Source organism: Allobosea sp. FW305-C-101 (genome assembly GCF_058783685.1).
On the sequence record NZ_JBYSYT010000009.1, the window covers coordinates 63,117 to 86,836 of the forward strand.

The 23,720-nt window shown below is 66.5% G+C and carries 23 protein-coding genes; 4 read left to right on the top strand and 19 right to left on the bottom strand.

The window, feature by feature from the left end; translation table 11 throughout:
* Positions 1-4: 4 nt before the first annotated feature.
* The 3 genes from AC3WMA_RS24485 to AC3WMA_RS24495 all read right to left on the bottom strand — a co-directional run bounded on the left by AC3WMA_RS24485 (position 5) and on the right by AC3WMA_RS24495 (position 3,638).
* Positions 5-1,510: an ABC transporter substrate-binding protein gene (locus AC3WMA_RS24485; RefSeq protein ID WP_492287869.1), complete on the bottom strand. Its 1,506-nt coding sequence runs from the start codon at positions 1,508-1,510 to the stop codon at positions 5-7.
* Entirely contained in the window at positions 1,507-2,286 is a 780-nt protein-coding gene (locus AC3WMA_RS24490; RefSeq protein ID WP_492287870.1) for a GntR family transcriptional regulator, read from the bottom strand. The genes AC3WMA_RS24485 and AC3WMA_RS24490 overlap by 4 nt, the downstream gene beginning before the upstream one ends.
* Positions 2,287-2,438: 152 nt before the next feature.
* Positions 2,439-3,638: an MFS transporter gene (locus AC3WMA_RS24495; RefSeq protein ID WP_492287871.1), complete on the bottom strand. Its 1,200-nt coding sequence runs from the start codon at positions 3,636-3,638 to the stop codon at positions 2,439-2,441.
* A 93-nt stretch (positions 3,639-3,731) separates the two neighbouring features.
* Between AC3WMA_RS24495 and AC3WMA_RS24500 the strand changes: the two genes are divergently transcribed.
* Positions 3,732-4,484 (top strand): AraC family ligand binding domain-containing protein, encoded by a 753-nt coding sequence (locus AC3WMA_RS24500; RefSeq protein ID WP_492287872.1) that lies wholly within the window; start codon positions 3,732-3,734, stop codon positions 4,482-4,484.
* Between the two features lie 10 nt (positions 4,485-4,494).
* Here the strand turns inward: AC3WMA_RS24500 and AC3WMA_RS24505 are convergent, their stop codons facing one another.
* From AC3WMA_RS24505 to AC3WMA_RS24535, 7 genes are read right to left on the bottom strand one after another with little or no spacing between them, the layout of a single operon-like run.
* Positions 4,495-5,376 carry an ABC transporter permease gene (locus AC3WMA_RS24505; RefSeq protein WP_492287873.1) on the bottom strand — a complete coding sequence of 294 codons (882 nt, stop codon included), beginning with the start codon at positions 5,374-5,376 and terminating at the stop codon, positions 4,495-4,497.
* 1 nt (position 5,377) lies between these two features.
* Complete coding sequence (locus AC3WMA_RS24510; protein WP_492287874.1) at positions 5,378-6,310, bottom strand: ABC transporter permease; 933 nt, start codon at positions 6,308-6,310, stop codon at positions 5,378-5,380.
* The gene (locus AC3WMA_RS24515; protein ID WP_492287875.1) at positions 6,310-7,035 is read right to left on the bottom strand and encodes a glycerophosphodiester phosphodiesterase; all 726 of its coding nucleotides are present in this window, start codon (positions 7,033-7,035) and stop codon (positions 6,310-6,312) included. Before AC3WMA_RS24515 ends, AC3WMA_RS24510 begins: the two co-directional genes overlap by 1 nt.
* Positions 7,032-8,024, bottom strand: a complete 993-nt coding sequence (locus AC3WMA_RS24520) for an ABC transporter ATP-binding protein (protein ID WP_492287876.1) — start codon at positions 8,022-8,024, stop codon at positions 7,032-7,034. Before AC3WMA_RS24520 ends, AC3WMA_RS24515 begins: the two co-directional genes overlap by 4 nt.
* On the bottom strand, positions 8,021-8,884 hold the full coding sequence (locus AC3WMA_RS24525; RefSeq protein WP_492287877.1) for an ATP-binding cassette domain-containing protein: 864 nt from the start codon (positions 8,882-8,884) through the stop codon (positions 8,021-8,023). Before AC3WMA_RS24525 ends, AC3WMA_RS24520 begins: the two co-directional genes overlap by 4 nt.
* Positions 8,881-10,488: an ABC transporter substrate-binding protein gene (locus AC3WMA_RS24530; RefSeq protein ID WP_492287878.1), complete on the bottom strand. Its 1,608-nt coding sequence runs from the start codon at positions 10,486-10,488 to the stop codon at positions 8,881-8,883. Before AC3WMA_RS24530 ends, AC3WMA_RS24525 begins: the two co-directional genes overlap by 4 nt.
* Positions 10,489-10,547: 59 nt before the next feature.
* A complete protein-coding gene (locus tag AC3WMA_RS24535; RefSeq protein ID WP_492287879.1) occupies positions 10,548-11,387 on the bottom strand; it encodes a MurR/RpiR family transcriptional regulator in 840 nt (279 codons plus the stop codon).
* Positions 11,388-11,508: 121 nt separating this feature from the next.
* On the opposite strand from AC3WMA_RS24535, the gene AC3WMA_RS24540 reads away from it, so the two are divergent.
* Positions 11,509-12,264, top strand: a complete 756-nt coding sequence (locus AC3WMA_RS24540; protein WP_492287880.1) for a glycerophosphodiester phosphodiesterase — start codon at positions 11,509-11,511, stop codon at positions 12,262-12,264.
* Between the two features lie 254 nt (positions 12,265-12,518).
* On the opposite strand, the gene AC3WMA_RS24545 is transcribed toward AC3WMA_RS24540, so the two are convergent.
* The 9 genes from AC3WMA_RS24545 to AC3WMA_RS24585 all read right to left on the bottom strand — a co-directional run bounded on the left by AC3WMA_RS24545 (position 12,519) and on the right by AC3WMA_RS24585 (position 21,409).
* Positions 12,519-12,917: a helix-turn-helix domain-containing protein gene (locus AC3WMA_RS24545; protein WP_492287881.1), complete on the bottom strand. Its 399-nt coding sequence runs from the start codon at positions 12,915-12,917 to the stop codon at positions 12,519-12,521.
* A gap of 249 nt (positions 12,918-13,166) precedes the next feature.
* The gene (locus AC3WMA_RS24550; protein ID WP_492287882.1) at positions 13,167-14,147 is read right to left on the bottom strand and encodes a peptide ABC transporter ATP-binding protein; all 981 of its coding nucleotides are present in this window, start codon (positions 14,145-14,147) and stop codon (positions 13,167-13,169) included.
* Positions 14,144-15,166 (bottom strand): ABC transporter ATP-binding protein, encoded by a 1,023-nt coding sequence (locus AC3WMA_RS24555; protein WP_492287883.1) that lies wholly within the window; start codon positions 15,164-15,166, stop codon positions 14,144-14,146. Before AC3WMA_RS24555 ends, AC3WMA_RS24550 begins: the two co-directional genes overlap by 4 nt.
* A 4-nt stretch (positions 15,167-15,170) precedes the next feature.
* On the bottom strand, positions 15,171-16,079 hold the full coding sequence (locus AC3WMA_RS24560) for an ABC transporter permease subunit (RefSeq protein WP_492287884.1): 909 nt from the start codon (positions 16,077-16,079) through the stop codon (positions 15,171-15,173).
* A gap of 40 nt (positions 16,080-16,119) precedes the next feature.
* Entirely contained in the window at positions 16,120-17,130 is a 1,011-nt protein-coding gene (locus AC3WMA_RS24565) for an ABC transporter permease subunit (RefSeq protein WP_257734634.1), read from the bottom strand.
* A gap of 57 nt (positions 17,131-17,187) precedes the next feature.
* On the bottom strand, positions 17,188-17,394 hold the full coding sequence (locus AC3WMA_RS24570; RefSeq protein ID WP_492287885.1) for a hypothetical protein: 207 nt from the start codon (positions 17,392-17,394) through the stop codon (positions 17,188-17,190).
* A gap of 17 nt (positions 17,395-17,411) precedes the next feature.
* Entirely contained in the window at positions 17,412-19,004 is a 1,593-nt protein-coding gene (locus AC3WMA_RS24575; RefSeq protein ID WP_492287886.1) for an ABC transporter substrate-binding protein, read from the bottom strand.
* Positions 19,005-19,284: 280 nt separating this feature from the next.
* Positions 19,285-19,950: a GntR family transcriptional regulator gene (locus AC3WMA_RS24580; protein ID WP_492287887.1), complete on the bottom strand. Its 666-nt coding sequence runs from the start codon at positions 19,948-19,950 to the stop codon at positions 19,285-19,287.
* A gap of 52 nt (positions 19,951-20,002) precedes the next feature.
* The gene (locus AC3WMA_RS24585) at positions 20,003-21,409 is read right to left on the bottom strand and encodes a flagellar biosynthesis protein FlgA (protein ID WP_492287888.1); all 1,407 of its coding nucleotides are present in this window, start codon (positions 21,407-21,409) and stop codon (positions 20,003-20,005) included.
* A gap of 152 nt (positions 21,410-21,561) precedes the next feature.
* Between AC3WMA_RS24585 and AC3WMA_RS24590 the strand changes: the two genes are divergently transcribed.
* Positions 21,562-22,596, top strand: coding sequence for a 4-hydroxythreonine-4-phosphate dehydrogenase PdxA (locus AC3WMA_RS24590; protein ID WP_492287889.1), 1,035 nt, complete (start codon positions 21,562-21,564; stop codon positions 22,594-22,596).
* Between the two features lie 70 nt (positions 22,597-22,666).
* Positions 22,667-23,662, top strand: coding sequence for a Bug family tripartite tricarboxylate transporter substrate binding protein (locus AC3WMA_RS24595; protein ID WP_492287890.1), 996 nt, complete (start codon positions 22,667-22,669; stop codon positions 23,660-23,662).
* Positions 23,663-23,720 lie beyond the last annotated feature (58 nt).

Here is a 23,720-nt window from a genome sequence, read left to right on the forward strand (position 1 = left end):
CGGCTCAGTCCTTCCAGCTCATCCGGTTGATGAACAGGCTTTCGTTCGGCGTCGGCTGGAAGGTCAGGCTCTTGGCCGCCCCGTAGATCACCACGGCCTGATAGAGCGGCACGACCGGCACGTCGGCGGCGACGATCTCATGCACCTGCTTGTAGGCGGCGAGGCGCTTGCCGGTGTCGAGCGTCGCGCGCGCCTCTTCCAGCAGGGCGTCCATCTTCGGGTTGCGATAGGCCGACCAGCCGCTGCTCTTGTGCAGCAGCGGGAAGAGCACGCCGTCCGCATCCTGGCAGGCGCAGGACCAGCGGCCGAAGCTGAGCAGCGAGGTCGCCTCCGGCCCGGCCTGGGCGCGCTTGAGATAGGTCGCCATGTCCGACATCGCGATCTTCACGTTGAAGCCGGCTTCGGTCAGCATCTGCTGGATCGCCTGGACGATACGCTGGTCGAAGACCGGCGCGGTGGCGAGGTCGATCTCGGCCTTCGCAGCCGGCCCGGCTTCGGCGATCAGCGCCTTCGCCTTGGCGAGGTCGTGCTCCGGCGCCTTGATGCCATCGACCCAGCCGAAGATCGCCGGCGTCAGCAGTTCCGGCACGGGCTTGTCATGGCCGCCGAGCAGGCCGTCGATCATCGCCTGCTTGTCGAGCGCGTAAGCCGCGGCCAGCCGGAGCTTGGGATTGTCGAAAGGCGGCTTGGTCGTGTTGAGCCGGACATAGGCGACGCGCTCGGTCAGGCCGATCAGGGCCTGGGCCTTGGGAGAGGACTTGAGCTGGGCGGCCTGGTCGGCATCGAGCGTGACGACGAGGTCGCTCGCGCCGGCTTGCAGATTGGCGAGGCGGGTCGCCGCGTCCGGCACGGCGCGGAAGGTCACCGCCGGGAAGGGCGCCTTGGTACCCCAATAGGCGTCGTTGCGCGTGAGCTGGACGTGCACGCCGCGCTGCCAGGATTCGAACCTGTACGGGCCGCTGCCGACGGGCTTGAGGTTGAAGGCATCCTTGCCGACGGCCTCGACCACGGCCTTCGGGACGATCGAGAGCTTGACGAGCTGCGCCAGCAGCGCCGGATAGGGGCCGGCGGTGACGAGCTTCACCTTGGTCGGCGAGAGCGCGATCGCCTCGGTGATCTTGTCGAACTGGCCGAGCTGGGGGCTGGCGAATTTCGGATCGGTGATGCGCTTGACGCTGTAGACGACATCGTCGGCAGTCAGCTTCGAGCCGTCATGGAAGGCGATGTCGCTGCGCAGGTCGAACTCGATCTCGGTATCCGAGACCTGCTTCCAGGCGGTCGCGACCTGCGGGATGATCGCGCCCTTGTCGTCGCGGGTGACGAGATTGTCGAAGATGTTGCGGTAGACATAGTAGCTGTCCGGGTTCCACTGCACCTGCGGGTCGAGCGAGGACGGCTCGTTGACGAGGTCGACTACGAAACGCTCCTTGGCGGCGAGCGCCGGCCCGGCCGCGAGGCCGAGCGCGGTGGCGACGAGGAAGGCGGCTGCGGCTTTCGAAACACGGCTCATCGCGATTTCTCCTCGGATACGGTGGGGGAAGGCTTGCGGTCGTTCGTTCTCCGGCGCGCCCGGCGGCTGCGCACGGAAACGGGTTCGTTCTGCGGAAGCAGGCGGGCGGTCGCGAGAAAGCCGTGCGCCACCGCGTCGGTGAAGCGCTTCTGCTCCTCCTGGAGCGCCAGAAGCGCGGCTTCGCGGTCGCTGCGCAGGAGCGCATCGAGCAACGGGCGCGGATCGGTCGCGGGTGCCGCAGCGCCGGCCATTTCGAGCGAGCGCGTCAGGCGTTCGGTGTGATCCCAGAGATCGCGCAGCCAGATTGCGATGAAACCGCCGGTCCTTTGCGCGAGCAGATCGAGCGCCTGCCGGCAGAGCTGCTGCGCCATCGTGCGTGCGGAAGGGTCGTCCCGCCCGATGACGGCGTCGATCGCTCCGCGCAGGCTGCCGAGCAGGGCAGTGCTGCGCTCATCGAGCGGCTTCTCGACCAGGGCTGGCTCGATCCGCAAACGCGCCTCGACGATCGCGCTCGCCAGCGCGCCATCGACCGTCGCGACGCGCCAGCCCTGCCGCGCATGCCGGGCGACGAAGCCGGCGATGGAAAGCTCCGTCAGCGCGACGCGGACGGCGGCGCGCCCCAGCCCGAAACGCTGCGCGAGATCGCCTTCATGGACATAGGTGCCGGGCGCGAACTCGCAGCGGACGAGCGCCTGCCGCAGGCGCCGGCTTGCGAAGGCGATGTCGCTCTCCGCTGCCGGAGGCTTCGGAAGAGAGAAGGGCGATTGATCGAGCATGAGCCATGCTGGCTCAGTTTCTAAGATCTGACAATCCTTTTGTGAGATGTCAGAAGCGCATGATCAGGCGCAGTTCCACCTCGCCGTGCATGGTGGCGCTATGGGCGCGATCCAGTTTGAACGATGGGCCGACAGCTTGCGCTGTCGGAGGCCTATTGCTCGGCCGTAATGGTGCTCGCCGCGGGCGCGGGCTGCGCCAGGAAGAAGAACGCCAGCGACGCGCACCAGACGATCAGGCCGAAGACGGTGGCGCCGGCCAGCACCAGCCCGAAGCCACCCTGCGCATGAAGCACGGCCAGCATCGGCACGACGAAGCCGCTGACGGTGAAGCCGAGGAAATAGCGCACGCTGAAGGCCTTGGCGCGGTGCTGCGCCGGCACGTAGCGGGCGACCATCGCGTCGTTGACGACGACCTGCCCGTAGATCGCGGCCATGGTCATGACGAGGCCGATCAGCAGCGGCGCACCCGAGGTCGTTGCCGCGAGTGCGAGGCCCAGCGGCTGGAACAGCGCGAGCCCGACGAACAGGGCCGGCAGCGTATAGCGGTCGACCAGCCGCCCCATCAGCCATTGCGTGGCGGCGCCGAAGACGAAGACGAGCGTCGCCAGCGAGCCGATCAGCGCCAGCGGCAGGTCGAGGCCTAGGCGCTCGTCGATGACCTTCGGCAGCGCGATCGTGGTGATGTAGAAGGTCATGCCGCCGGCGATGATCGCGACGGCGAAGATGGCGAGCAGAGCCTTCGGCCGATTGACGGGGATCAGCTCGGCCTTGCCGGAGCGGTTGGCGGATGGATTTCCATCGCCGGGCACGAGCGCGACGAACGCAGCGCCGAGAACGAGGCAGACGACGCCCGGCAGGATGAAGGCGAAGCGCCAGCCGAAATTCGCGGCGATGAGCGCGGTGACGCCGGCCGCCGAGGCCGCGCCGAGATTGCCCCAGACGGCGTTGACGCCGAGGTCGCGGCCGAGCTGGCGGGCATGGCTGACCAGCATGGTCGAGCCGACCGGATGATAGATTGCCGAGGCCACGCCGAGCACGAGCAGCCAGCCGGCGAAGGCGGCGGGCCGGTCCGCGCTGGCGACGCCGAGGCAGGACAGGCCATAGCCGATGAAGAACACGGCGAGCATATTGCGCCGGCCGAACTTGTCCGAGAGCCAGCCCATCGGCAGCGAGCACAGGCCGAAGGCGACGAAGGCGCCGGTCGCGAGGCCGATGAGCTCCGCGTAGCTCAGGTTCGTCTGCGCGGCGATGGCAATGACCGCCGTCGGATAAATCAGCAGCACGAAATGATCGAGCGCATGGGCGGCGTTGACGAAAAGCAGGGTGCGCCTGGACAGCGTCTCGGGGCTCATGGGCAGTCTCGCAGCGATGATGCGTGATCCTAGCTTGACCCGCTAGGCCTGTCGGGTCGTTATTCGACGTGATCGGGCCAAAGAGGACAGGCGATGCGCAGCGAGAGCGAGGCCTATCAGTCGGTGCCGCGTGCGGTCGCCGTGATGCCGAAGAGCTACGAGGCCGGCGCGAGCACGGGCTGGCACAGCCACCCGCGCGCGCAACTGCTCTATGCCACAGCCGGCCTGACGCTGGTGCGCGCGGAGGATGGCACCTGGGTGCTGCCGGCCCGGCACGCGCTCTGGATACCGCCGCGCCTCTCGCATGAGGTCCGGATGCATGGCGCCGTCTCGATGTGCTCGGCGTATATCGCGCCCGAGGCGGTCGGCGTGCTGCCGACGGGATGTCGCGTGCTGGAGGTTTCGGCCCTGCTCGCAGCAACGCTGGAGGCGCTTTCGGCCGAGCCGCTGCTCTATGACGAGGCCGGGCGCGGCGGGCATCTTGCCGCGCTGATCCTCGACGAGATCGCGCGGGCGCCCGAGACCGCCTTGACACTGCCCTTGCCGCGCGACCCGCGCCTGCGGCGGATCTGTGATGCCCTGCTGAAGGACCCTTCATTGGACATCGATCTCGACGGCTGGGCCGAGCATGCCGGAGCGAGCCGGCGCACGCTGACGCGCGGCTTCCGGGCGGAGACGGGCATGAGCTTCGGCGACTGGCGCTCGCGCCTGCGCGTGCTCAGGGCCATGACGATGGCGAGCGACGGCGTGGCGCCGCACCTGATCGTCAGGGCGGTCGGTTATCACGATCAACGCGCGCTGCGAACGGCGGCGCGACGCGTCCTCGGCCGGGCTGACCTGTCCTGACAGGGGCCGGTCAGCGCGATTGCAGCGTCGGGTCGAGCCGGTCGCGAATCCAGTCGCCGACGATCGAGATCGACATCGTCGTCAGGAAGATCGCCATGCCCGGCAGCACCGCGATCCACCAGGTGCTGGTCAGGTAGGCGCGGCCGGCGCCCAGCATCTGGCCCAGGCTGGTCAGCGGCGGGCGGATGCCGAGGCCGAGGAAGCTGAGCGACGTCTCCAGCAGGATCACTTGCGGGAAATTCAGCGTGAACTGGACGATCAGCACGCTGAGGATGTTCGGCAGGACATGCCGGAGATAGACATGGCGGGCCGGCGCGCCGAGCGCGGTCACCGCCGTCGCATAGCCCTGCGTATTGGCGGCGATGACGACGCCGCGCGTCAATCGCGCGAAGACCTCCCAGCCATAGAAGCCCATAATCGCGACGAAGAGGAAAAAGCCGCCGCCGAACAGGGCTATCAGCGCCAGCGCGATCATCATGAAGGGCAAGGACGCCTGCACGTCGGCCAGCATCATGATCGCTTCTTCCGCCAGCCCACGGAAGTGGGCGGCAATGAAGCCGAGCGTGGTGCCGATGAAGGCGCCGATCAGCGTGCCGCCGAGCGCGACGAGCACGCTGAAGCGGATCGCGTAGATCAGGCGGCTGAGGACATCGCGCCCGAGCTCGTCGGTCCCCAGCAGATGCTCCGGCATCCCCCCGAGGAAGGCCGGCGGCTTCAGGCGCTTCAATAGCGATTGGGTGCGGTAATCGTAAGGCGCCAGCCAGTCGGCGAAGAGGAAGATCACGAGGATCAGGCCGAGCAGGATGAGGGCCATGACCACGAGGGTGGGATAGCGTGCCTCGGCGCGGACCGGCGCATCGTCCTTCCGGCGGAACAGGCTCGACAGCGCCATCTCAGCTCTCCGAGCGGGCGGCGCGCATGCGCGGGTCGATCAGCGTGTAGATCGCGTCGACGGCGAGATTGGCGAGCACCATCGTGATCGAGGTCATGATCAGGATCGCCTGCACCAGCGCGAAATCGCGCGAGGTCACCGCATTGACCAGAAGCCGCCCGACGCCCGGTACCGCGAACACGGTCTCGACGATGATCGAGCCGGCGACGAGATCGCCGAGCTTGAGGCCGATGATCGTGATGATCGGGATCGCGGCATTGGGCAGGGCGTGCCAGAGCACGCGACGTGGCCGCGGCACGCCCTTGGCCCGGGCGGCGACGACATATTGCTTGTTCAGCACTTCGAGCATGGCCGAGCGCGTGAAGCGGGCGAAGGTGCCGGCGAAATGCGTGCCCAGCGTGATCGCCGGCAGGATCAGGTGCCAGATCGTCTGATCACCCGAACTCGGCAGCAGGCGCCAGTGCAGCGAGAACAACAGGATCAGCAGAATCCCTAAGAAGAAATTCGGCAGGCTGAATCCGAGCACGGCGAAGCTCATCACGAAGCGGTCGATCGGCCGGTTGCGGTTGAGCGCCGCGACGATGCCGAGCCCGACGCCAAGCAGAAGGCCGAGCACGAAGGCGGTGAGCCCGAGCCGGAGCGTGCGCGGCAATGCTGCGGCGATGAGCTCGATGGCGGGCCGCTGATCGGAAAGCGACAGGCCGAAATCGCCCTGCGCGATCCCTGCGACATAGGAGACGTATTGCTGCCAAAGTGGCCGGTCGAGCCCGAATTTCTCGCGATAATGCGCGATGACTTCGGCGGGAGCCTGATCGCCGACCAGCGCCTCGATCGGGTCGCCCGAGAGATTGAGCGCGACGAAGGTCAGTGTCACGATCAGCCACACGGTCAAGAGGCCGCGCGCGAGCTTCGTCAGGAACAGCCGGCCGGGCATCACGACGCCTTGCGGCTCTGGAAGCCCGTCAGCAGGTCGGGATCGTTGAGCAGAACGGCTTGCGGCGCATGTGCGAGGATAGCGCCAAGGCTGTCGCTATCGACGTCGCCGACGATGCGGCTCGTGCCTTTGCCGCCGGCGGTGACCCAGACCGGCACGCGTCCGAGCAGCCGCGCGGCGACAGGGCCGTCAAGAGCCCCTTCCCAGATGCGGAACGCACTCGCGCCTGCGGCGGCATAGTGATCCGGATTGGCCTTGTCGGGCAGGAAGGCGAGGACCCGGATCCCCGGCACCGTCAGCGTGGCATGCGCGACCTGAAGCACCTCGCGCGCACCAACCCAGACCCGGTCGAGCACGCCGAGTTCCCGGATCACAGCGAGCACCGCATCGATGATCGCAAGATCCCCGGTCTTGATGTCGATCAGCGCCTGGCGATGCGGGCAGATCGCGCTGAGCGCTTCGGCGAGCGTCGCGAGCTGCACGCCGCCGGAGCGGGCGATGGCCCTGAGGTCGTCATGCGACGTCTCCGCGACCGCAGCGTCGCGGCCGGCAATCCGGACGAGATCGGGATCATGCGAGGCGATGACGACGCCGTCGGCGCTGATCCGCGCATCGGTCTCGACGAGATCGGTGCCAGACGCGATCGCGGCGCGATAGGCCTCCAGCGTGTTCTCGGGATAGCGGGCGGAGTGGCCGCGATGGGCGATGATGAGCGGCCGGGTCATGACGCAACTCCCAGTTCACCAGCAAAATGGCAGCGGACGCTGCGGCCCTCGCCGAGCGGGCGCAGGCTTGGCATTTCGGCCGAGCAGCGCGGACGGGCGTAAGGGCAACGCGTGTGAAAATGGCACCCGGCCGGCGGGTTGGCCGGCGAAGGCGGGTCGCCCGCGAGCCGCACGGGTCGAGCCCCGCGCGATGCCGAAAGGTCCGGAATCGCGGCGAGCAGGGCCATCGTGTAGGGGTGCATCGGCTGGCGATAGACCGGGTCGGTCGGGCCTTCCTCGACGATCTGGCCGAGATACATCACCGCTATACGGTGCGAGAGCTTCTTCACCACGCGCAGGTCGTGCGAGATGAAGAGATAGGCGATGTCGAAGCGCTCTTGCAGCTCCTGCAGCAGCTCCGTCACCGTCGCCTGCACGGAGACGTCGAGCGCCGAGACCGGCTCGTCGCAGACGATCAGGCTCGGCTTCATCGCCAGTGCCCGTGCGATCACGACCCGCTGCGCCTGCCCGCCGCTGATCTGATGCGGGAAGCGGTCGGCCATCTCCGGCGCCAACGCCACCGCCTGCATCAGGCGCAGGACTTCCGCATCGCGCCCGCTGCGCTCGCCGATTTCGTGCAGGTCGAGCGGCTCGCGGATCTGCCGGCCGATGCTCAAGCGCGGATCGAGCGCCGATTGCGGATTCTGGAAGATCATCTGGATGTCGCGGCGCTGCCGCTGCCAGTCCTTCGGCGCCAGGCTTGTGAGATCGCGGCCCTTGAACAGGATCTCGCCGCCGCTCGGCCGTTCCAGACCGACGATCATCCGCCCGGTAGTCGATTTCCCGCAGCCGGATTCGCCGACGAGCCCGAGCGTTTCGCCGATCCGCAAGGTCAGCGACACGTCCTCGACGGCGCGGATGGTCCGCTGCGTCCGCAGGAAGGAGCGGCCGCCGCCGAAATGGCGGCGTAAGGCAGAGACGCGCAGCAGGGGCTCGGTCGCGGCGCTCATGACTCGGCCCGTTCGCGATAGACCGGCGCGGCGACGTCGAGACGCGGCATCGCGGCGAGCAGTTCCTGCGTATAGGGCGCTTGCGGAGCGTTCAGGAGGCGCTCGGCCGGGCCGGCTTCGACGACGCGGCCATGGCGCATTACCACCACATCATCGGCCATTTCCGCGACGACGCCGAGGTCATGGGTGACGAACAGGATCGCCATGCCGAGCTCGGCCTTGAGCTTGTTCAGGAGGTCGAGGATCTGCGCCTGGATGGTCACGTCGAGGGCGGTGGTGGGTTCGTCGGCGATCAGCAGGCGCGGCTCGCAAGCCAGCGCCATCGCGATCATCACCCGCTGCGCCATGCCGCCGGAAAACTGGTGGACGTAAGAAGCGAGGCGCTGCTCCGGTTCGGGGATGCCGACGAGGCGCAACAGCTCCAGCGCGCGGGCCTGACGCTGCGGCTCGGAGAGCGCGGTGTGCAGGCGCAGGGTCTCGCGCAACTGTGTCCCGACCGTGTGCAGCGGGTTGAGCGATCCGAGCGGGTCCTGGAACACCATGCCGATGCCACGGCCGCGGATGGTTTCGAGTTCGGCCTCGCTGGCGGCAGCGAGGTCACGCCCTTCGAATAGGATTCGTCCCGCCGTCCGGCGCCCGTTCGCGGGTAGCAGCCCGAGCACCGCCTGGCAGGAGACGCTCTTGCCGCTGCCGCTCTCGCCGACGATGCAGGTCGTCGTGCCCGGTCGTACCGCGAAGGAGACCGCGTGCAGGATGTCGGCATAGCCCCTGGCGGTGCGGAAGCCGACGGTCAGGCCTTCGACGGAGAGCAGCGCATCGCTGCCCCCGCCCGTCCCGGTCTTGCGCCCGCTCCCCGTCACTTCGCGGTCAGCGAGAAGTTCGAGGGGCGGAAATCCATGTAGTACTGGCTATAGGGCGTCCAGTTGATGCCCTTCTTCACGCCATAGCCGGTGACGGGGTTGTAGAGCATCGTCATCGGCATATCGTCCTCGAAGGCCGCGAGCAGCTTGGCGAAGGCCGCGCGGCGCTTGGTCTCGTCGGTCTCGGCGGTCAGCTCCTTGGCGGCATCGTTGAAGGCCGGGCTCGCGCCATAGAGCTTCCAGGTCTTCTGGTTCTCGCTCTCGGGCCCCCACAGCGTCAGGATCGCGCCGGACGGATCGGGCACGCGATAGGTGTTCGACCAGGCGAAGACCTGGGCGCCCGGCTTGCGCACCTCCTTGAAGCTGTCGACGAAGTCGATGCGGGCGTTGATGCCGACCGCACGCCACATCTCCTGGATCACCTGCGCCGCCTCGACATTGTAGAGGTAGTAGTTCGGGATCAGCCGGTAGGAGATCTCCTGGCCCTTGTAGGAGCTTTCCGCGAGCAGCTTCTTGGCCAGCGCCGGATCATAGGCGTAGCCCTTGTTCTCCTTGACATAGATCGGCCCGAAGCTCGGGAGCTGGTGGCCATTGGGCGTATAGGTCTGGCCCTTCCAGAGCGCGTCGATCAGCGCCTTGCGGTCGATCGACAGGCTCATCGCGTGGCGCAGCTTCTTGTCGGAAAGCACGGGATCGCTGGTGTTGAACTGGAGCACATGGCTGTTCTCCAGCGGCTCGGTCTTCACCGAGACGTCCTTGTAGCGCTTCAAGCCGTCCCACTGGTCCGGCGGCAATTCGACGGCGATGTCGAAATCACCAGCGACGAGGCCGGCGACGCGGGCCGCGACCTCGGGCACCGAGCGGAAGGTGATGGATTTGGCTGCTGGCTGGCCGCCGAAATAGCGATCGAAGGCCGCGAGCGTGATCTTGTCGTTCTTCTGGTAGTCGACGAAGCTATAGGGGCCGGTGCCGACTGGCTTCCAGCGCAGGGCCTTGGCGGCCTGGTCCATCCAGACCTTGGAATCGACGCCCTCCTTGCGGAAGGCGTTCCACGGCTCGTCGCAGATCGCGAAGGACATGTAGCTCGACAGGCGATGCTCCATGATCGGGTCATGCTGCGCCACCGTGATCCGCACGGTGAAATCGTCGAGCTTCTCGATATTGGTGAAATTGCCGAAATAGACGCGGCCTTCGGGATAATAGGCCTTCGGCCCCCAGAGCCGGTCGGGCGAGAAGGTCGCCAGCACGTCGTTGGCGTCGAACGGGCTGCCGTCATGGCAGACGACGCCGCGGCGCAGCTTCAGGTCGAAGGTGGTCGGTGTCGTCCAGGACCAGCTTTCGGCGAGGCCGGGCACGAGACTGGCGCCGCCATCGGCCTTCGGCTTGGCGAAGTCGCGCCGGATCAGCGTGTCGAAGATCGAGTAGTAGATGCGGGTATCGACATTGCCGGTGTGCTCGCCGGGGTCGAGCGAGCGCGCGAGCTCGTTGACGGCGACGGTGAGGGCGGGCCGTTCCTGTGCGGTGGTGCTTGAGCAAGCCATGGCGGCGAGGCCTGCGCCGAGCATGACCCCCGGGATCGCCTTGCTGATGGTCGAGGTCTTCATCGCACTCTCCTGGGGAACAGGTTTTCGTCGGTGATCGGGCGGAAATGGCTGCGGCGGCCCTAACCGGGCTTGCCGCGAAACAGGCGTTGCAGGGTCTCGACCTTCGCCAGCGTTTCCAGCGAGCGGCCGTCATCGGTGCGCGACAGTTCCAGGATCAGCGTGTTGCAGATCGCCATCGGCACGGTCAGCGAATGGAACTCGCCCTGCTCGCCGCGCGCGGCGACGAGCTGCATGTCGCAGGCGGGAACGCCGGTGCGCCTGTCGGTGATCAGGAGCGTCTTCGCTCCGATCTCGCGGGCGCAGGCGACGAGGCGGGTCATCGCCGTGCTTTCATGCCGGAAGATCAGCGCGATCACGACATCGCCGGCGGCAAGACCGAGCAGCTGGTCGGCCGCCTGCCAGTCGGCATGGGCGACGACCGTTGCGCGATAGCCGGAGCGGACGAGGCGCCGCACGAACAGATCGGCGAGGCTGCTGGCATGACCTTCGCCGGCAACGAGAATGCGCCCGGCCTGCCGCAGCATGTCGGCCGCGGCGACGATCTCCGTATCGGATATCTGGCTCACCAGCGCGCCGAGCGCGCGAATCTCGCCCTCGACGACAGAGCCGAGCAGGGAATCGCCGCGCACCCGGTCGAGCCGGCGCCGCACCCGGACCGACGCGTCGAGATCGGCGACGACGGTGTCCTGTAGCGCGCCGCGCATCTCGCGATAGGAGGCGAAGCCGAGCTTGCGGGCGAGGCGCCCGGCGGTCGAGGCATGCACGCCGGCCTGCTCGGCGACCTTGTGCGACGGCAGGAAGCTGCCCGCCGTGCGGTTGGCCAGGAGAACCTCGACCAGCCGGCGATCCGACTCGGTCAGTTCGTCCTGCCGCGCCGCGATGATCTCCGTCAGGTTCATCGTCTCTTCCATGCCCGCCAGCGTAACGGAGCCTTGCGGTGCTCTGCAAGTTAAATTGCAGACTCGCCTATCGGCAATTTATGTTGCATACACAGGCATCGCTCCGCATGGTTACAGAGATATGACGGACATCGCCTCGCATCGCGGCGGCGCCAGGATCTGGCCCGAGAACAGCCGCATCGCCTTCCGCAATTCCGCGGTCCTTCCGGTCGATTTCATCGAGTTCGACATTCATCGCAGCCGCGACGGCGTGTTGGTCGTCCACCATGATCCGCTGCTCGGCCGGACGGCCTCAGGCGAAGGCGCGGTCGGTGACATGGGCTGGGCCGCGCTGCAGGCGGTGGAGCTGATCGGGACCGATGGCGAAACCATCCCGAGCTTCGATGAGGTCCTCGATATCCTCGAGCCGAGCGGCATCAGGCTGCGCATCGAGCTGAAGACGCGGCAGGGAGGGGTGCGCTATCCGGGGATCGAGGCGCAGGTCGTGGCGCGGTTGCAGGAAAAGCGCCTGCTGGATCGCACGACCTTCACCTCCTTCGACCTGCCGACGCTGGCGGAACTCCTGCGCCTTGCGCCCATGGTGCCGACGATCTGGCTGATCGCCGACAAGCTGCTGGCGCCCCCCGCGCGCGACCTTCGCGGTATCTGCCGCAAGGCGGGGGCCGCCGGCGTACCCGAGATCGCGATCCGCATCGCGCAGGCCCGGGATGGCGATGGCGAGGCCTGCCGCAGCGAGGCTGTGAAGCTGGGCTATTACGGCGCACATGACGAGCCGGCGATAAGGAAGGCTTACGCCGATGGTGTGAGCGCCTTCACGACCGATCGGCCGGATATCGCCATCTCAATCCGGAGCGAGTTGAGCGAGGGGCGCGGTTAGAACTTTCAGCGTCTGGCCGAAATGCGAGCTGGCCCGGCCTGGGGCCTCGGTTTCGGCGTGGGATCGGCCCTCTACGCAAGCCGCCGCTGCGGGGAGTGGGCGATGAAGCAATCCAGGGGCCCGGGCTGGCCAGTTTCACTCGGTCGCCTGGGTTGCTTCGCAGAACACGCGGGGAGGAGGGGAAGCCCTGCGAGCCTGCAATGATGAGGTGGGCTCGCGGAGAGCCTGCCCGAAAAGCCGGCTCGTGCTCGTGGTCAGGCTGCTCCGTCGTCGCGGCGCGCGATCGTTTCCACGATCGCGACGGCAAGTGCGCGGTCGCGCTGCGAGCGGATGCGCCCGAACGCGGCATCGAGCTTGCTGGATTGCGGCGGCCTTTCGTCGGCCGTTGCATAATCGGCCGCGTCCTCGGCAAATCCGGCCTCGGCCGGGGCCAGGCCCTCGAAGAAGGCCGCCGGACTGGTCCCGAGAAAGCGCGCGAGCATGAAGAGCGCGCCTGCGCTCAGCCGGTCCTTGCCCTTCTCGTAGTTGCCCATCTGCTGGAACGAGACGTCGAGGACGGCCCCAAGATCGGCCTGGCTCAGACCGCGCTTCTTGCGGAGAACGCGCAGCCGATCTCCGATATGGCGGTTGATCGCCTCAGCTTCCGTACGCATCCCGCCCTCCCGCGGTATCGAGCCGGAAAGTCATTGTGACTCCGCAACCACGAATTCGTCCAGTTCATCTCAAAAGTTACACGAGAATTATCTGGGATGCGTTGCGATAGGACAAATGGTAGTGCCGGATTCATGGCCGGTCCAGATGCCGATAGTCGCGAACCCAACGGCAGCCTGCAGTCTCGGGCCAAGCTGCTCCGGCCGGCGCGATATCGCGCCGCCGGAGCCACTGAAGATGCTCAGCGCCGCTTACGCAGCCTTGGCGAGAAAGTCCTCGGCGTAGTGACAGGCGACCTTGCGGCCGTCGATCTCGCGCTTTTCCGGCCGCTCGGCCCGACAGCGATCGGTGACATGCGGGCAGCGCGTCGAGAACACGCACCCCTTCGGCGGGTTCAACGGGGAGGGCAGTTCGCCGCGCAGGATGATGCGCTCGCGCTTGCCGGCATCGACGCGTGGCGTCGAGGCGAGCAGCGCCTGCGTATAGGGATGGAGAGGCCGCGCGTAGATGCGCTCCTTCGGCCCGTGCTCGATGGCATTGCCGAGATACATCACCATCACGTCATGGGCGATGTGCCGGACGACGCTGAGGTCGTGCGAGATGAAGAGATAGGCGAGCTTCAGCTCGTCCTGCAGATCGGCCAGCAGGTTCAGCACCTGCGCCTGGATCGAGATGTCGAGCGCCGAGACCGGCTCGTCCGCGACCACGACCTTGGGCGAGAGGATCAGCGCACGCGCGATCGCGATGCGCTGGCGCTGGCCGCCCGAGAACATATGCGGATAGCGGGCATAATGCTCGGGGCGTAAGCCCACCTTTGCCATCATCGCGCGCGCCTTCTCGGTGCGCTCAGTGGCGGAGAGGTCGGTGTTGATCTTGAGCGGCTCCTCCAGGATCGTCCCGATCTTCTTGCGCGGGTTGAGCGAGCCGTAAGGGTTCTGGAAGACGAACTGGACGGTGCGGCGCAGGCGCCTGCGCTCGCTCGCCGGCGGCGAGACGGCATCGAGCCCGTCCAGCGTCAGCGCTCCGGCGGTCGGCTTCTCGATCAGCGTCGCCATGCGCGCCAGCGTCGACTTTCCGCAGCCGGATTCGCCGACGACAGCGAGCGTGCGCCCGGCCTCGACAGCGAAGGAGACCTTGTTCACCGCCTGCAATTGCGCCGGCGGTTTGAAAAGGCCCTGCTTGACCGGGTAGATCTGCGTCAGCTCGCGCGCTTCGATGACGGGATTGCTCATCGCACGGCCTCCTTCGCCTGGCCGGCTTCGTCGCGGGCGCGCTCAGTGTCCCGGTTCACATCGCCGAGCGGATAGTGGCAGCGCACGCGCCCATCGGCCCAGTTCCGGAGTTCTGGCTGGATAGTGCGCGAATGCTCGGTCGCATAGGCGCAGCGCGGCGAGAACAGGCAGCCCTTCGGCCGGTCGTTCAAGCCGGGCACCATGCCGGGAATGGTGGCAAGCCGGGTCGCATGCTCGCTGCGCTCGGGCAGGGCCGAGAGCAGCGCGGCGGAATAGGGATGCTGCGGATTGGCGAAGAGCGCGTCGACCTTGCGCTCTTCCATGATCTGCCCGGCATACATCACCATGATGCGCTGCGCGGTTTCGGCGACGACGCCCATGTTGTGGGTGATCAGCACCAGCGCCATGTTGCGCTCGCGCTGCAGCGTCATCAGCAGTTCGAGGATCTGTGCCTGGATGGTGACGTCGAGCGCGGTGGTCGGCTCGTCGGCGATCAGCAGGCGCGGATTGCAGGCGATCGCCATCGCGATCATCACGCGCTGGTTCATGCCGCCGGACATCTGGTGGGGATAAGCCTTGAGACGGCTTTCCGGCGCGGGAATGCCGACCTGTTCGAGCAACTCGATCGAGCGGCGCTTCGCGGCCTTGCTGTCCATGCCCTCGTGCTTCCTGAGGGTCTCCGCCAGCTGGAAGCCGATGGTGAAGCACGGGTTCAGGCTGGTGCTCGGCTCCTGGAAGATCATCGCCACGTCCTTGCCGGTGAGCTGGCGGCGCTCGCGGGCGGACATGGTGAGCAGGTCGCGGCCGTCGAAGCGCAGCTTGTCGGCGCGGACGCGGCCGGGATAGCCGACGAGGCCCATCAGCGCGAGCATGGTGACACTCTTGCCGGAGCCGGATTCGCCGACGACGCCGAGCACCTCGCCCTCGTCGAGGGTGAGGTCGATGCGGTCGACGGCGCGCAGCGTTCCCTGGGAAGTCGGGAATTCGACGCTGAGGTTTTCGATTTCGAGCAGGGGCATGGGATCAGCGCTTCAGCTTGGGGTCGAGCGCATCGCGCAGGCCGTCACCGAGAAGGTTGAAGGCGAGCACGGTGATGAGGATGGCGAGGCCCGGGAAGGTGACGACCCACCAGGCGCGCAGCACGAATTCGCGGGCGTCGGCGAGCATCGTGCCCCATTCCGGGGTCGGCGGCTGGGCGCCCAATCCGAGGAAGCCGAGTGCCGCGGCATCGAGGATCGCGGTGGAGACGCCGAGCGTCGCCTGCACGATCAGCGGCGCGGCGCAGTTCGGCAGGATCTCCGAGAACATCAGCCGGATCGTCTGCGCGCCCGAGACCTGGGCGGCGACGACATAGTCCTTGCTCGCCTCGGTGATGACGGCGGCGCGGGTGATGCGGACGTAATGCGGCAGCACGACGATGGCGACGGCGAGCATCGCGTTCATCAGGCCGGGCCCGAGGATCGCCACGATGACGATGGCCAGCAGCAGGCTCGGCATCGTCATCAGGATGTCCATCAGGCGCATGATCGCGATATCGGCGATGCCCTTGAAATAGCCGGCGATCAGCCCGAGCACGATGCCGACGACGATCGCGAGCGCGACGACCGCGATGCCGATCACCAGCGAGAGCCTCGCGCCGTAGAGCAGGCGCGAGAGGATGTCGCGGCCGATCGCGTCGGTGCCGAGCGGGTAGGCGAGCGATCCGCCCGCCTGCCAGAATGGCGGCTTCAGGAAGACCGCGTTATTGGTCAGGTTCGGGTCATGCGGCGCGATCCAGGGCGCGAACAGCGCGCAGACCAGCACCAGCACGATGACGATGAGCCCGGCGACGGCGCCGCGATTGGCGCTGAAATAGGTCCAGAACTCGCGCAGCGGATGGGGCGGGGCTACGCTCGGCACGGTGGCCGGGGCTTGCAGGGTTTCGGTGCTCATGCGGCGAGGCCCCGATGGGAGCAAAAGGAAAAGCGGTGGGTCATTTCGCGTGCCTGATGCGCGGGTTGATCAGGCCGTAGAGCAGGTCGACGAAGAGATTGACGCTCATCACCACGACGCCGAGCAGCAGCGTGCCGCCTTGCAGAACGGGGTAGTCGCGCCGGCTGATCGCCTCGATCAGCCACTTGCCGACGCCGGGCCATGAGAAGATCGTCTCGGTCAGGATCGCGCCGGTGAAGAGCGTGCCGACCTGCAGGCCGATGACGGTGACGACCGGAATCAAGGCGTTGCGCAGGGCATGCAGCGCGACGACGCGGATCGGCGCCATGCCCTTGGCCCGCGCCGTGCGGATATAGTCTTCGCCGAGCACTTCCAGCATGGCCGAGCGCGTCATGCGCGCGATGACCGCGAGCGGCACGGTGCCGAGCACGATCGCCGGCAGCACGAGATGCGACAGGGCCGACCAGAAGGCGTCGATATCCCCGGCCAGCAGACTGTCGATGGTCAGGAAGCCTGTCACCGGCTCGATGAAGTACTGCACCGCGATGCGGCCCGAGACCGGCGTGATGCCGAGCTGCACCGAGAACAGCAGGATCAGCAGCAGGCCCCACCAGAAGATCGGCATGGAGTAGCCGGTGAGCGATATGCCCATCACGCCATGGTCGAAGATCGAGTTTCGCTTCACCGCGGCGATGATGCCGGCGGGGAGGCCGACGAGCAGCGCGATGATGATGGCGCAGAGCGCAAGCTCGATCGTCGCCGGGAAGAGCTGGCCGAACTCGGAGAGCACGCTGTCGCGGGTCACGATCGACTTGCCGAGATCGCCCTGTACGACCCGCTCGATATATTTGCCGTACTGGACGAGCAGAGGCCGGTCGAGGCCGTATTCGGTCAGGAGCTGGGCGTGGCGGGCGGCGTCGATGCCGCGTTCGCCGGCCATGGTCTCGATCGGGTCGCCAGGAACGAGGCGGACGAGGAAGAAGGCCAGCAGCGTGATGCCGATGAAGGTCGGGACGACCAGGCTCAGCCGGGTGAAGATGAAGCGCAGCATGGTTCTGCCAGTCTTTTTGGCCGGAGCACGTCCTGCGCAGCGGCTTGTCTTGTCGTTTTATTCAAGTTCGAATTTTGGCGGAGCGCAAAACACCAGATCGGGAAAAAGATCAAGGACGAAGCGTGGAAAACCGTGGATTTCGACGTTGAATTCGCAGTGGCGGGCGCCGATGCGCGCAAGACCTGAAAATCTCAGCGCTGCCATGGCGCAATGATCGAAATCAGACGGGTGCGGGCCGAGCAATAAATGCACGGCCCGCACCAAGTTTCAGGCCTGTGGCATCACTTGCCGATATCGACGCCGTAGAAGACGTGGCGGCTGAACGGCGAGAGCTTGAAGTCCTTCACCTCCTTGCGGATCGGCTTCAGCTGCACCGCATGGGCGATGGTGAACCAGGGCGACTGCTCCTTGAAGATCACCTGCGCCTGCCGGTAGAGCCTCTCGCGCTCGGCCTGGTCGGTGACCGTCTTCGCCTTCGTCACCAGCTCCTCGAAGGGCTGGTAGCAGAATTTGGCGACGTTCGAGCCATTGGTCTTGGCCGAGTCGCAGCCGAGCAGCGTGTGCAGGAAGTTGTCCGGGTCGCCATTGTCGCCGGTCCAGCCGAGCATGCCGGTCTGGTGCTCGCCCGCCTGCATGCGCTTGCGGTACTCGCCCCATTCGAAGCTCTTGATCTCGGCCTTGACGCCGACCTTGGCGAGGTCCGCCTGCATCAATTCGGCGATGCGCTTGGCGTTCGGGTTGTACGGACGCTGCACCGGCATCGCCCAGAGGTCGATCTCGAGGCCGTTCGGATAGCCGGCCTCGGCCAGCTCCTTCTTGGCCGCTTCCGGATCGAAGGGATCATCCTTGATCGTCTCGTTGTAGGACCACATCGACGGCGGGATCGGGTTGGTCGCCGCGACGCCGCTGGAGAGATAGACCGCGTCGATGATCGCCTTCTTGTTGATCGCCTTGTTGATGGCGCGGCGCACCTTCACGTCGTCGAACGGCTTCTTGGTGGTGTTGTAGGCGAGATAGCCGATGTTCAGGCCTGGCTGCTCCAGGATCTCGACATTGGCGTCCTTCTTGATGGCGTCGAGATCGGCCGGGTTCGGATAGGGCATGACATGGCATTCGCCCTTCTGGAGCTTGGCCCAGCGCACCGAGGCGTCCGGCGTGATCGCGAAGATCAGGTCGTCGATCTTGGCCTTGCCGGCCCAGTACTCAGGATGGGCCTTGTAGCGGATGATCGCGTCCTTCTGGTACTGCACCAGGGAGAACGGGCCGGTGCCGATCGGGTCCTGATCGATCTTCTCCGGCGTGCCGGCCTTGAGCATGGCGTCGGCATATTCCTTCGACTGCACGCTGGCATATTGCATCGCGAGGTCGGAGAGGAACGGCGCCTCCGGCTGGTTCAGCGTGATCTTGACCGTGTAGTCATCGACCTTCTCGACCGATTTCAAGAGCTTGGGCATGCCCATGTCGTTGAAATAGGAATGGTTCGAGCTGGTCACCTTGAAGAACGGGTGGTTCTCCTTCCACTGCCGCTCGATCATGAACATGATGTCGTCGGCGTTGAAGTCGCGCGTCGGCTTGAAGGTGCGGTTGGAGTGCCACTTCACGCCCTTGCGCAGGTGGAAGGTGTAGGTCAGGCCATCCGGCGAGATGTCCCATTTCTCGGCGAGCGCCGGCTGGACCTTGGTGCCGCCACGCTCGAACTGCACGATCGTGTCGTAGATCTGGGTGTTCGCATCGAAGGACGTGCCGGTGGTGTTGACGCTCGGCGCGAAATTCTCGGGGCTGCCCTCCGAGCAATAGACCAGCGTCTTGGCCATCAGCGGCTGCGCCGCCATCAGCGCGGCGGCCGACAGCGTCGCCAACAGAATTGTCTTCATGGATGTCTCCTTGAACGCCTTTCCGCCCGAGCAGGGCGGTGAGTGGCCCCGTTGTATCGGAAGCTCCGTGGGCGGAAGTCCCCGGGCCGCCTTGTCTACAGCTTATTGAAATTAAAGGAGCGCGGATAGCCGTCTCGGAAGGCGCGAAGGCCGGCTCCGGGCGAAGGTAAACGATTGTGCAGGAACGGATTCCGCTGCAGCGAGGCGGTTTTCGCCTGTCATCCGGAGCTTATTCGAAAGTCTATGGGCTGCAGGCGAGGCCGGCGTTTCGGGCAGACGCTCAGAGCACCTCGCGCACCCGCACCAGCGTCGTGTCCATATGGCGGCCGATCGCTTCCGACAGCGCGTCCGCGTCCCGCTTCAGCAGGGCGGCCATCATGTCCTCGTGCTCGGCCACGGCCCCGGCCCATTTTTCGGGGCCTTCATTGCCGACGAAGCGCAGCCGCTTGATCCGGGCCTGCAAGGTGGTGTGCATCTCGGCCAGCACGGCATTGCCGGAGGCGGCGACGATGGCGCTGTGGATTGCCTGGTTCAGCTTGAAATAGTCGAGCCGGTCGCGCGTCGCATAGAGTGCGAGCATGTCCTTGTGCAGCTTGTGGATCGCCTCGATCGTCGTGTCGCTGGCCTCAGCGCAGGCGATCCGCCCGCCGAGCTGCTCCAGGCTCTTGATGACTTCGAGGATGTCGGCGAGGTCGCGCGCCGTGAACTTCCGGACGATCGCCCCCTTGGCCGGCAGGATCTCGACCAGCCCCTCGCTGGCGAGCGTCTTGATCGCCTCGCGTAAGGGCGTCCGCGACACGCCGAGCTGGGCGCCGACCTGACCCTCGTTGATACGCTGGCCGGGAGCGAGCCGCCCCTCGATGATCATGTCGCGCAGGCGCTCCAGCACCTCGTCATGGAGGGTCCGCCGCATGATCGGAGTATAGTCGGCCGCCGTCTCGCTCATCGTTGCTCCATTGTTTCCGGCTACTCCGTTACGGCACGCAGCTCCCGCGCTGTCAAACGGGCGTGCTCTCATCGGTGGCAAAGAGCGCATCCTGCCGCCGGCGCATTGCCAGCAATCCGGAATCTTCGGGGATCGCGACATCGCCGAGGCGGATCGCCTCGCCGGCCCTGACCGCGCGGACGAGCGGCCGGTCGGCGATGAGGTAGAACGGGGCAGGGCGGTCGTTCCCGAGCGCCGCAGCGGGCCTCACCTCGGCGCCGACATTCTCGATGCTGTGATGGTGCCCGCCCATCGTGAGCACCGTCCCGGCCGCGAGGTCGCGCTGTGCGACCGCGACGAGGTCCTGCCTTGGCCGGTAGTCGTCGCCGTAACCGGAGCGGCCGAGGCCGGCTGCATCGAGAATGGACGTTGCAACCTCGACGCCGAGCAGGTGGCGCGGCAGGTAGAGCGCCGCCGTCTTGCCGCTACGGCTGACGACATGGCCCTTGCCGGCGAGCATCTCCCAGGTCTCGGCATTGTCGCAGCGCACGACGATGAAGACGCCGCCGGCGAAGCTCGCTTCCTCCGCGAGGCGCAGATGGTGGAACACGTCGATGCGGCGCGTGCTGCCCATCAACCCGCCTTCGGCCCGCTCCGCGAAGAGATCGGCGAGTTCCGGCACGCGAGCCGGTGGCGCGTGGAAGCCGGCGGCATCGGCCGAGAACCCGAGCGCATTGGCGACCAGCGTCATCTCGCAGAGATCGGGCACGGCCCTCAAGGGGAAGGCCTCGCCGAGGATGCGCGCGCGCTCGGCGGCGTTGATAATGATGGAGCGCGAACCGGATAGCCAATGCTCACGCAGCGCCGGCACCGAGCGCGTCACGCCGTTGCAGGTGACGTCGCCGGTCGCGGCGTCGAGGACGAAATCGTACTCGCTCGACTTGCCGGCCGCGATGATCTCAAGACCGATGATTTCGGCCCAGCTCGCCAGCGCGATCAGGAGGCTCGGCTGGTCGCCATCGACCGGTGTCACCACCACCCCCTTGTCGCGGGCGAGCCGCGCCAGACCCGGCCCGACGACGCTGTCGGCCTCCTTCGAGACCAGCGCGACATGGCGGCCGGCATCGATCGCCGCGAGGCTGTGCCGTGTCGCGGCCTCCGGGCTTCCCGTGGCCTCGACGAGAAGTGCGAAGGGCAGTTCCGAGACGATATCGAGGCTGGCAGCGGCGATACACTTGCCGGCATTCCATGCGGCCTTCGCTTCGGCTCCGGTCGCGCACAGCGCGATTTCACCTGGCTCGAATCCGGCAGCGGCGAAAGCCTTGCCGGCAGCCTCTGCCGTGACGTCCACCGCGATGCGCGCATTGACCAATCGCGTCCGGCGCGACTGCGCGAGATAGCTGCGCCCGAAGCTGCCGCTGCCGACGAGGCAGGTTTCGACCGGCTCCGTGATCCCGGCGTAATGCGCGTGAAAATTCATTCGGCCCTCCTCCGGCGCAGCCCGATCCGCAGCCGGCGCCTGCTAAATGCGTACATCGAATTTGATATGCTGCATACAGCATACTTGAGTGAACGAGCCGTCTGTGTTAGCCAACGGGGCCAGAAGAGCGGACAGGCAGCGGAGTGGCGGCCATGAATGAGCGGACGAATGACGCCTTGCCGGTGATCGCCGTGGCGATGGGCGACCCTTCCGGCATCAGTCCCGAACTGACGGCGCGCATCTTGTCGGAGGCCGATCTGCGCGGCGCGGCCCGCTATGTCGTGTTCGGCGACAAGCGCCTGCTCGATCTCGGCATCAAGGATGGCGGCGTCGATCCGCAGGTCCAGGTCGTCAAGGAGGGCGATGCGCTGCCGCTCGGCGAGCGTCCGGTCTTCGTTGACCTCGCCAACCACGATCCCGCCGATCTCCAGCGCGGCACCGCGACTCTGGCCGGCGGCAAGGCCGCGACCGAGAATTTCCGCCGCGCCCTGCAATTCGCCGCTTCCGGCCAGGCTGACGCGGTGTTCTTCACACCCTTCAACAAGGCGGCGATGCGCTTCGCCTATCCCGGCTATGACGACGAGATCCGCTTCGTGCGCGATGCCATCGGCTTCGAGGGCGCGGCGAGCGAGTTCAACATCCTCGACAAGCTCTGGAACGCCCGCGTCACCTCGCATATCCCGCTGTCCGAGGTCGCGCAGAACATCACGCAGGAGCGCATCCTGCGGGCGTTGACGCTGGCCGACGCCAATCTGCGCGCTGCCGGCTTCAACCCGCCGCGCATCGCGGTCGCCGGCATCAATCCCCATGCCGGTGATGGCGGCAATTTCGGCCGCGACGAGATCGAGACGATCGAGCCGGCGGTAAAGGCGGCCAAGGCCAAGGGCTTCACGGTCGAGGGGCCGTTTCCGTCGGATACCGTCTTTCTGCGGGCAAAGAACGGCGATTTCGACGCCGTTCTGACGATGTATCACGACCAGGGTCAGATCGCGATGAAGCTGATCGGCTTCGACCGCGGCGTCACTCTGATCGGTGGCTTCCCCTTCCCGATCTGCACGCCGGCCCATGGCACGGCCTATGAGATCGCCGGCAAGGGCATCGCCAATCTCGGCGCGACCCGCGCCGCGCTCGCGCTCGCCATCAAGATGGCCCAGGACGGAAAGGGCAAGACCCGCGCCGCCGCCTGACATCCAGCCTTCTCGACAAAGCCGCCGGCAAGAGCGGCCTCGCACGATCAAAAAACCAGGGAGAGAAACCATGAAGACCATTGCCATTTCGGCCGCGCTCACTGGCGCGCTCGCGCTTGGCGGCATCGGTGCCGCCCAGGCCTGGGAGCCGACCAAGCCGATCGAGTTCGTCGTGACCTCGGGCGCCGGCGGCGGCACCGACAATTTCGCCCGCATCATCCAGTCGATTATCACCAAGCATAAGTTCACCGAGCAGCCGATCGTAGTGGTGAACAAGGGCGGCGGCTCCGGCGCCGAGGGCTATGTCTACGGCAAGGGTGCCAAGGGCGATCCGAACCGCGTCATCTTCGGCACCAACAATGCCTATCTGCTGCCTTACGTCGCCAAGCTCGGCTACAAGGTCTCGGACCTGACGCCGGTCGCGGCGCTGGCGCTCGACGAGTTTCTGCTCTGGGTCAAGGGCGATGCCCCCTATGGCGACGCCAAGGCCTATATCGAGGCGGTCAAGGCCAAGCCGATGGGCTTCAAGATGGGCGGCAGCCAGTCCAAGGACACCGACCAGACCCTGACCTCGATGATTCAGGACGCCGCCGGGGTGAAGTGGATCTATGTGCCGTTCCAGGGCGGCAGCGCCGCGGCCGTGCAGCTCGCCGGCGGCCATATCGATTCCAACACCAACAACCCCAACGAGAATATCGGCCAGTGGAAGGCCGGGCAGGTGAAGCCGCTCTGCGTCTTCTCGCCGGTGCGCCTCGCCAAGGGCGAACCGGTCTTCGAGGGCAAGGGCTGGGGCGATATCCCGACCTGCAAGGAAGCCGGCCTGCCGCTGGAGACCTTCCAGATGCCGCGCACCGTCTGGCTGCCGGCCGAGGTCCCGGCCGATGCCGTGACCTATTATGCCGGCCTTCTGGAGAAGGTCTCCAAGACTCCGGAATGGCAGGAATTCGTGACGCGCACGGCCCAGACCGCCAAGTTTATGAAGGGCAAGGAGCTCGCCGATTTCGTCGCCAAGGACGAAGCAGCGAACAAGAAGGTCTTCGAGAACGAAGGCTGGGTCGCGAAGTAAGGTGGGATCGTCATTCCCGGGCGGCGCAGCGCGCCAACCCGGGAATTTCATGACCAGA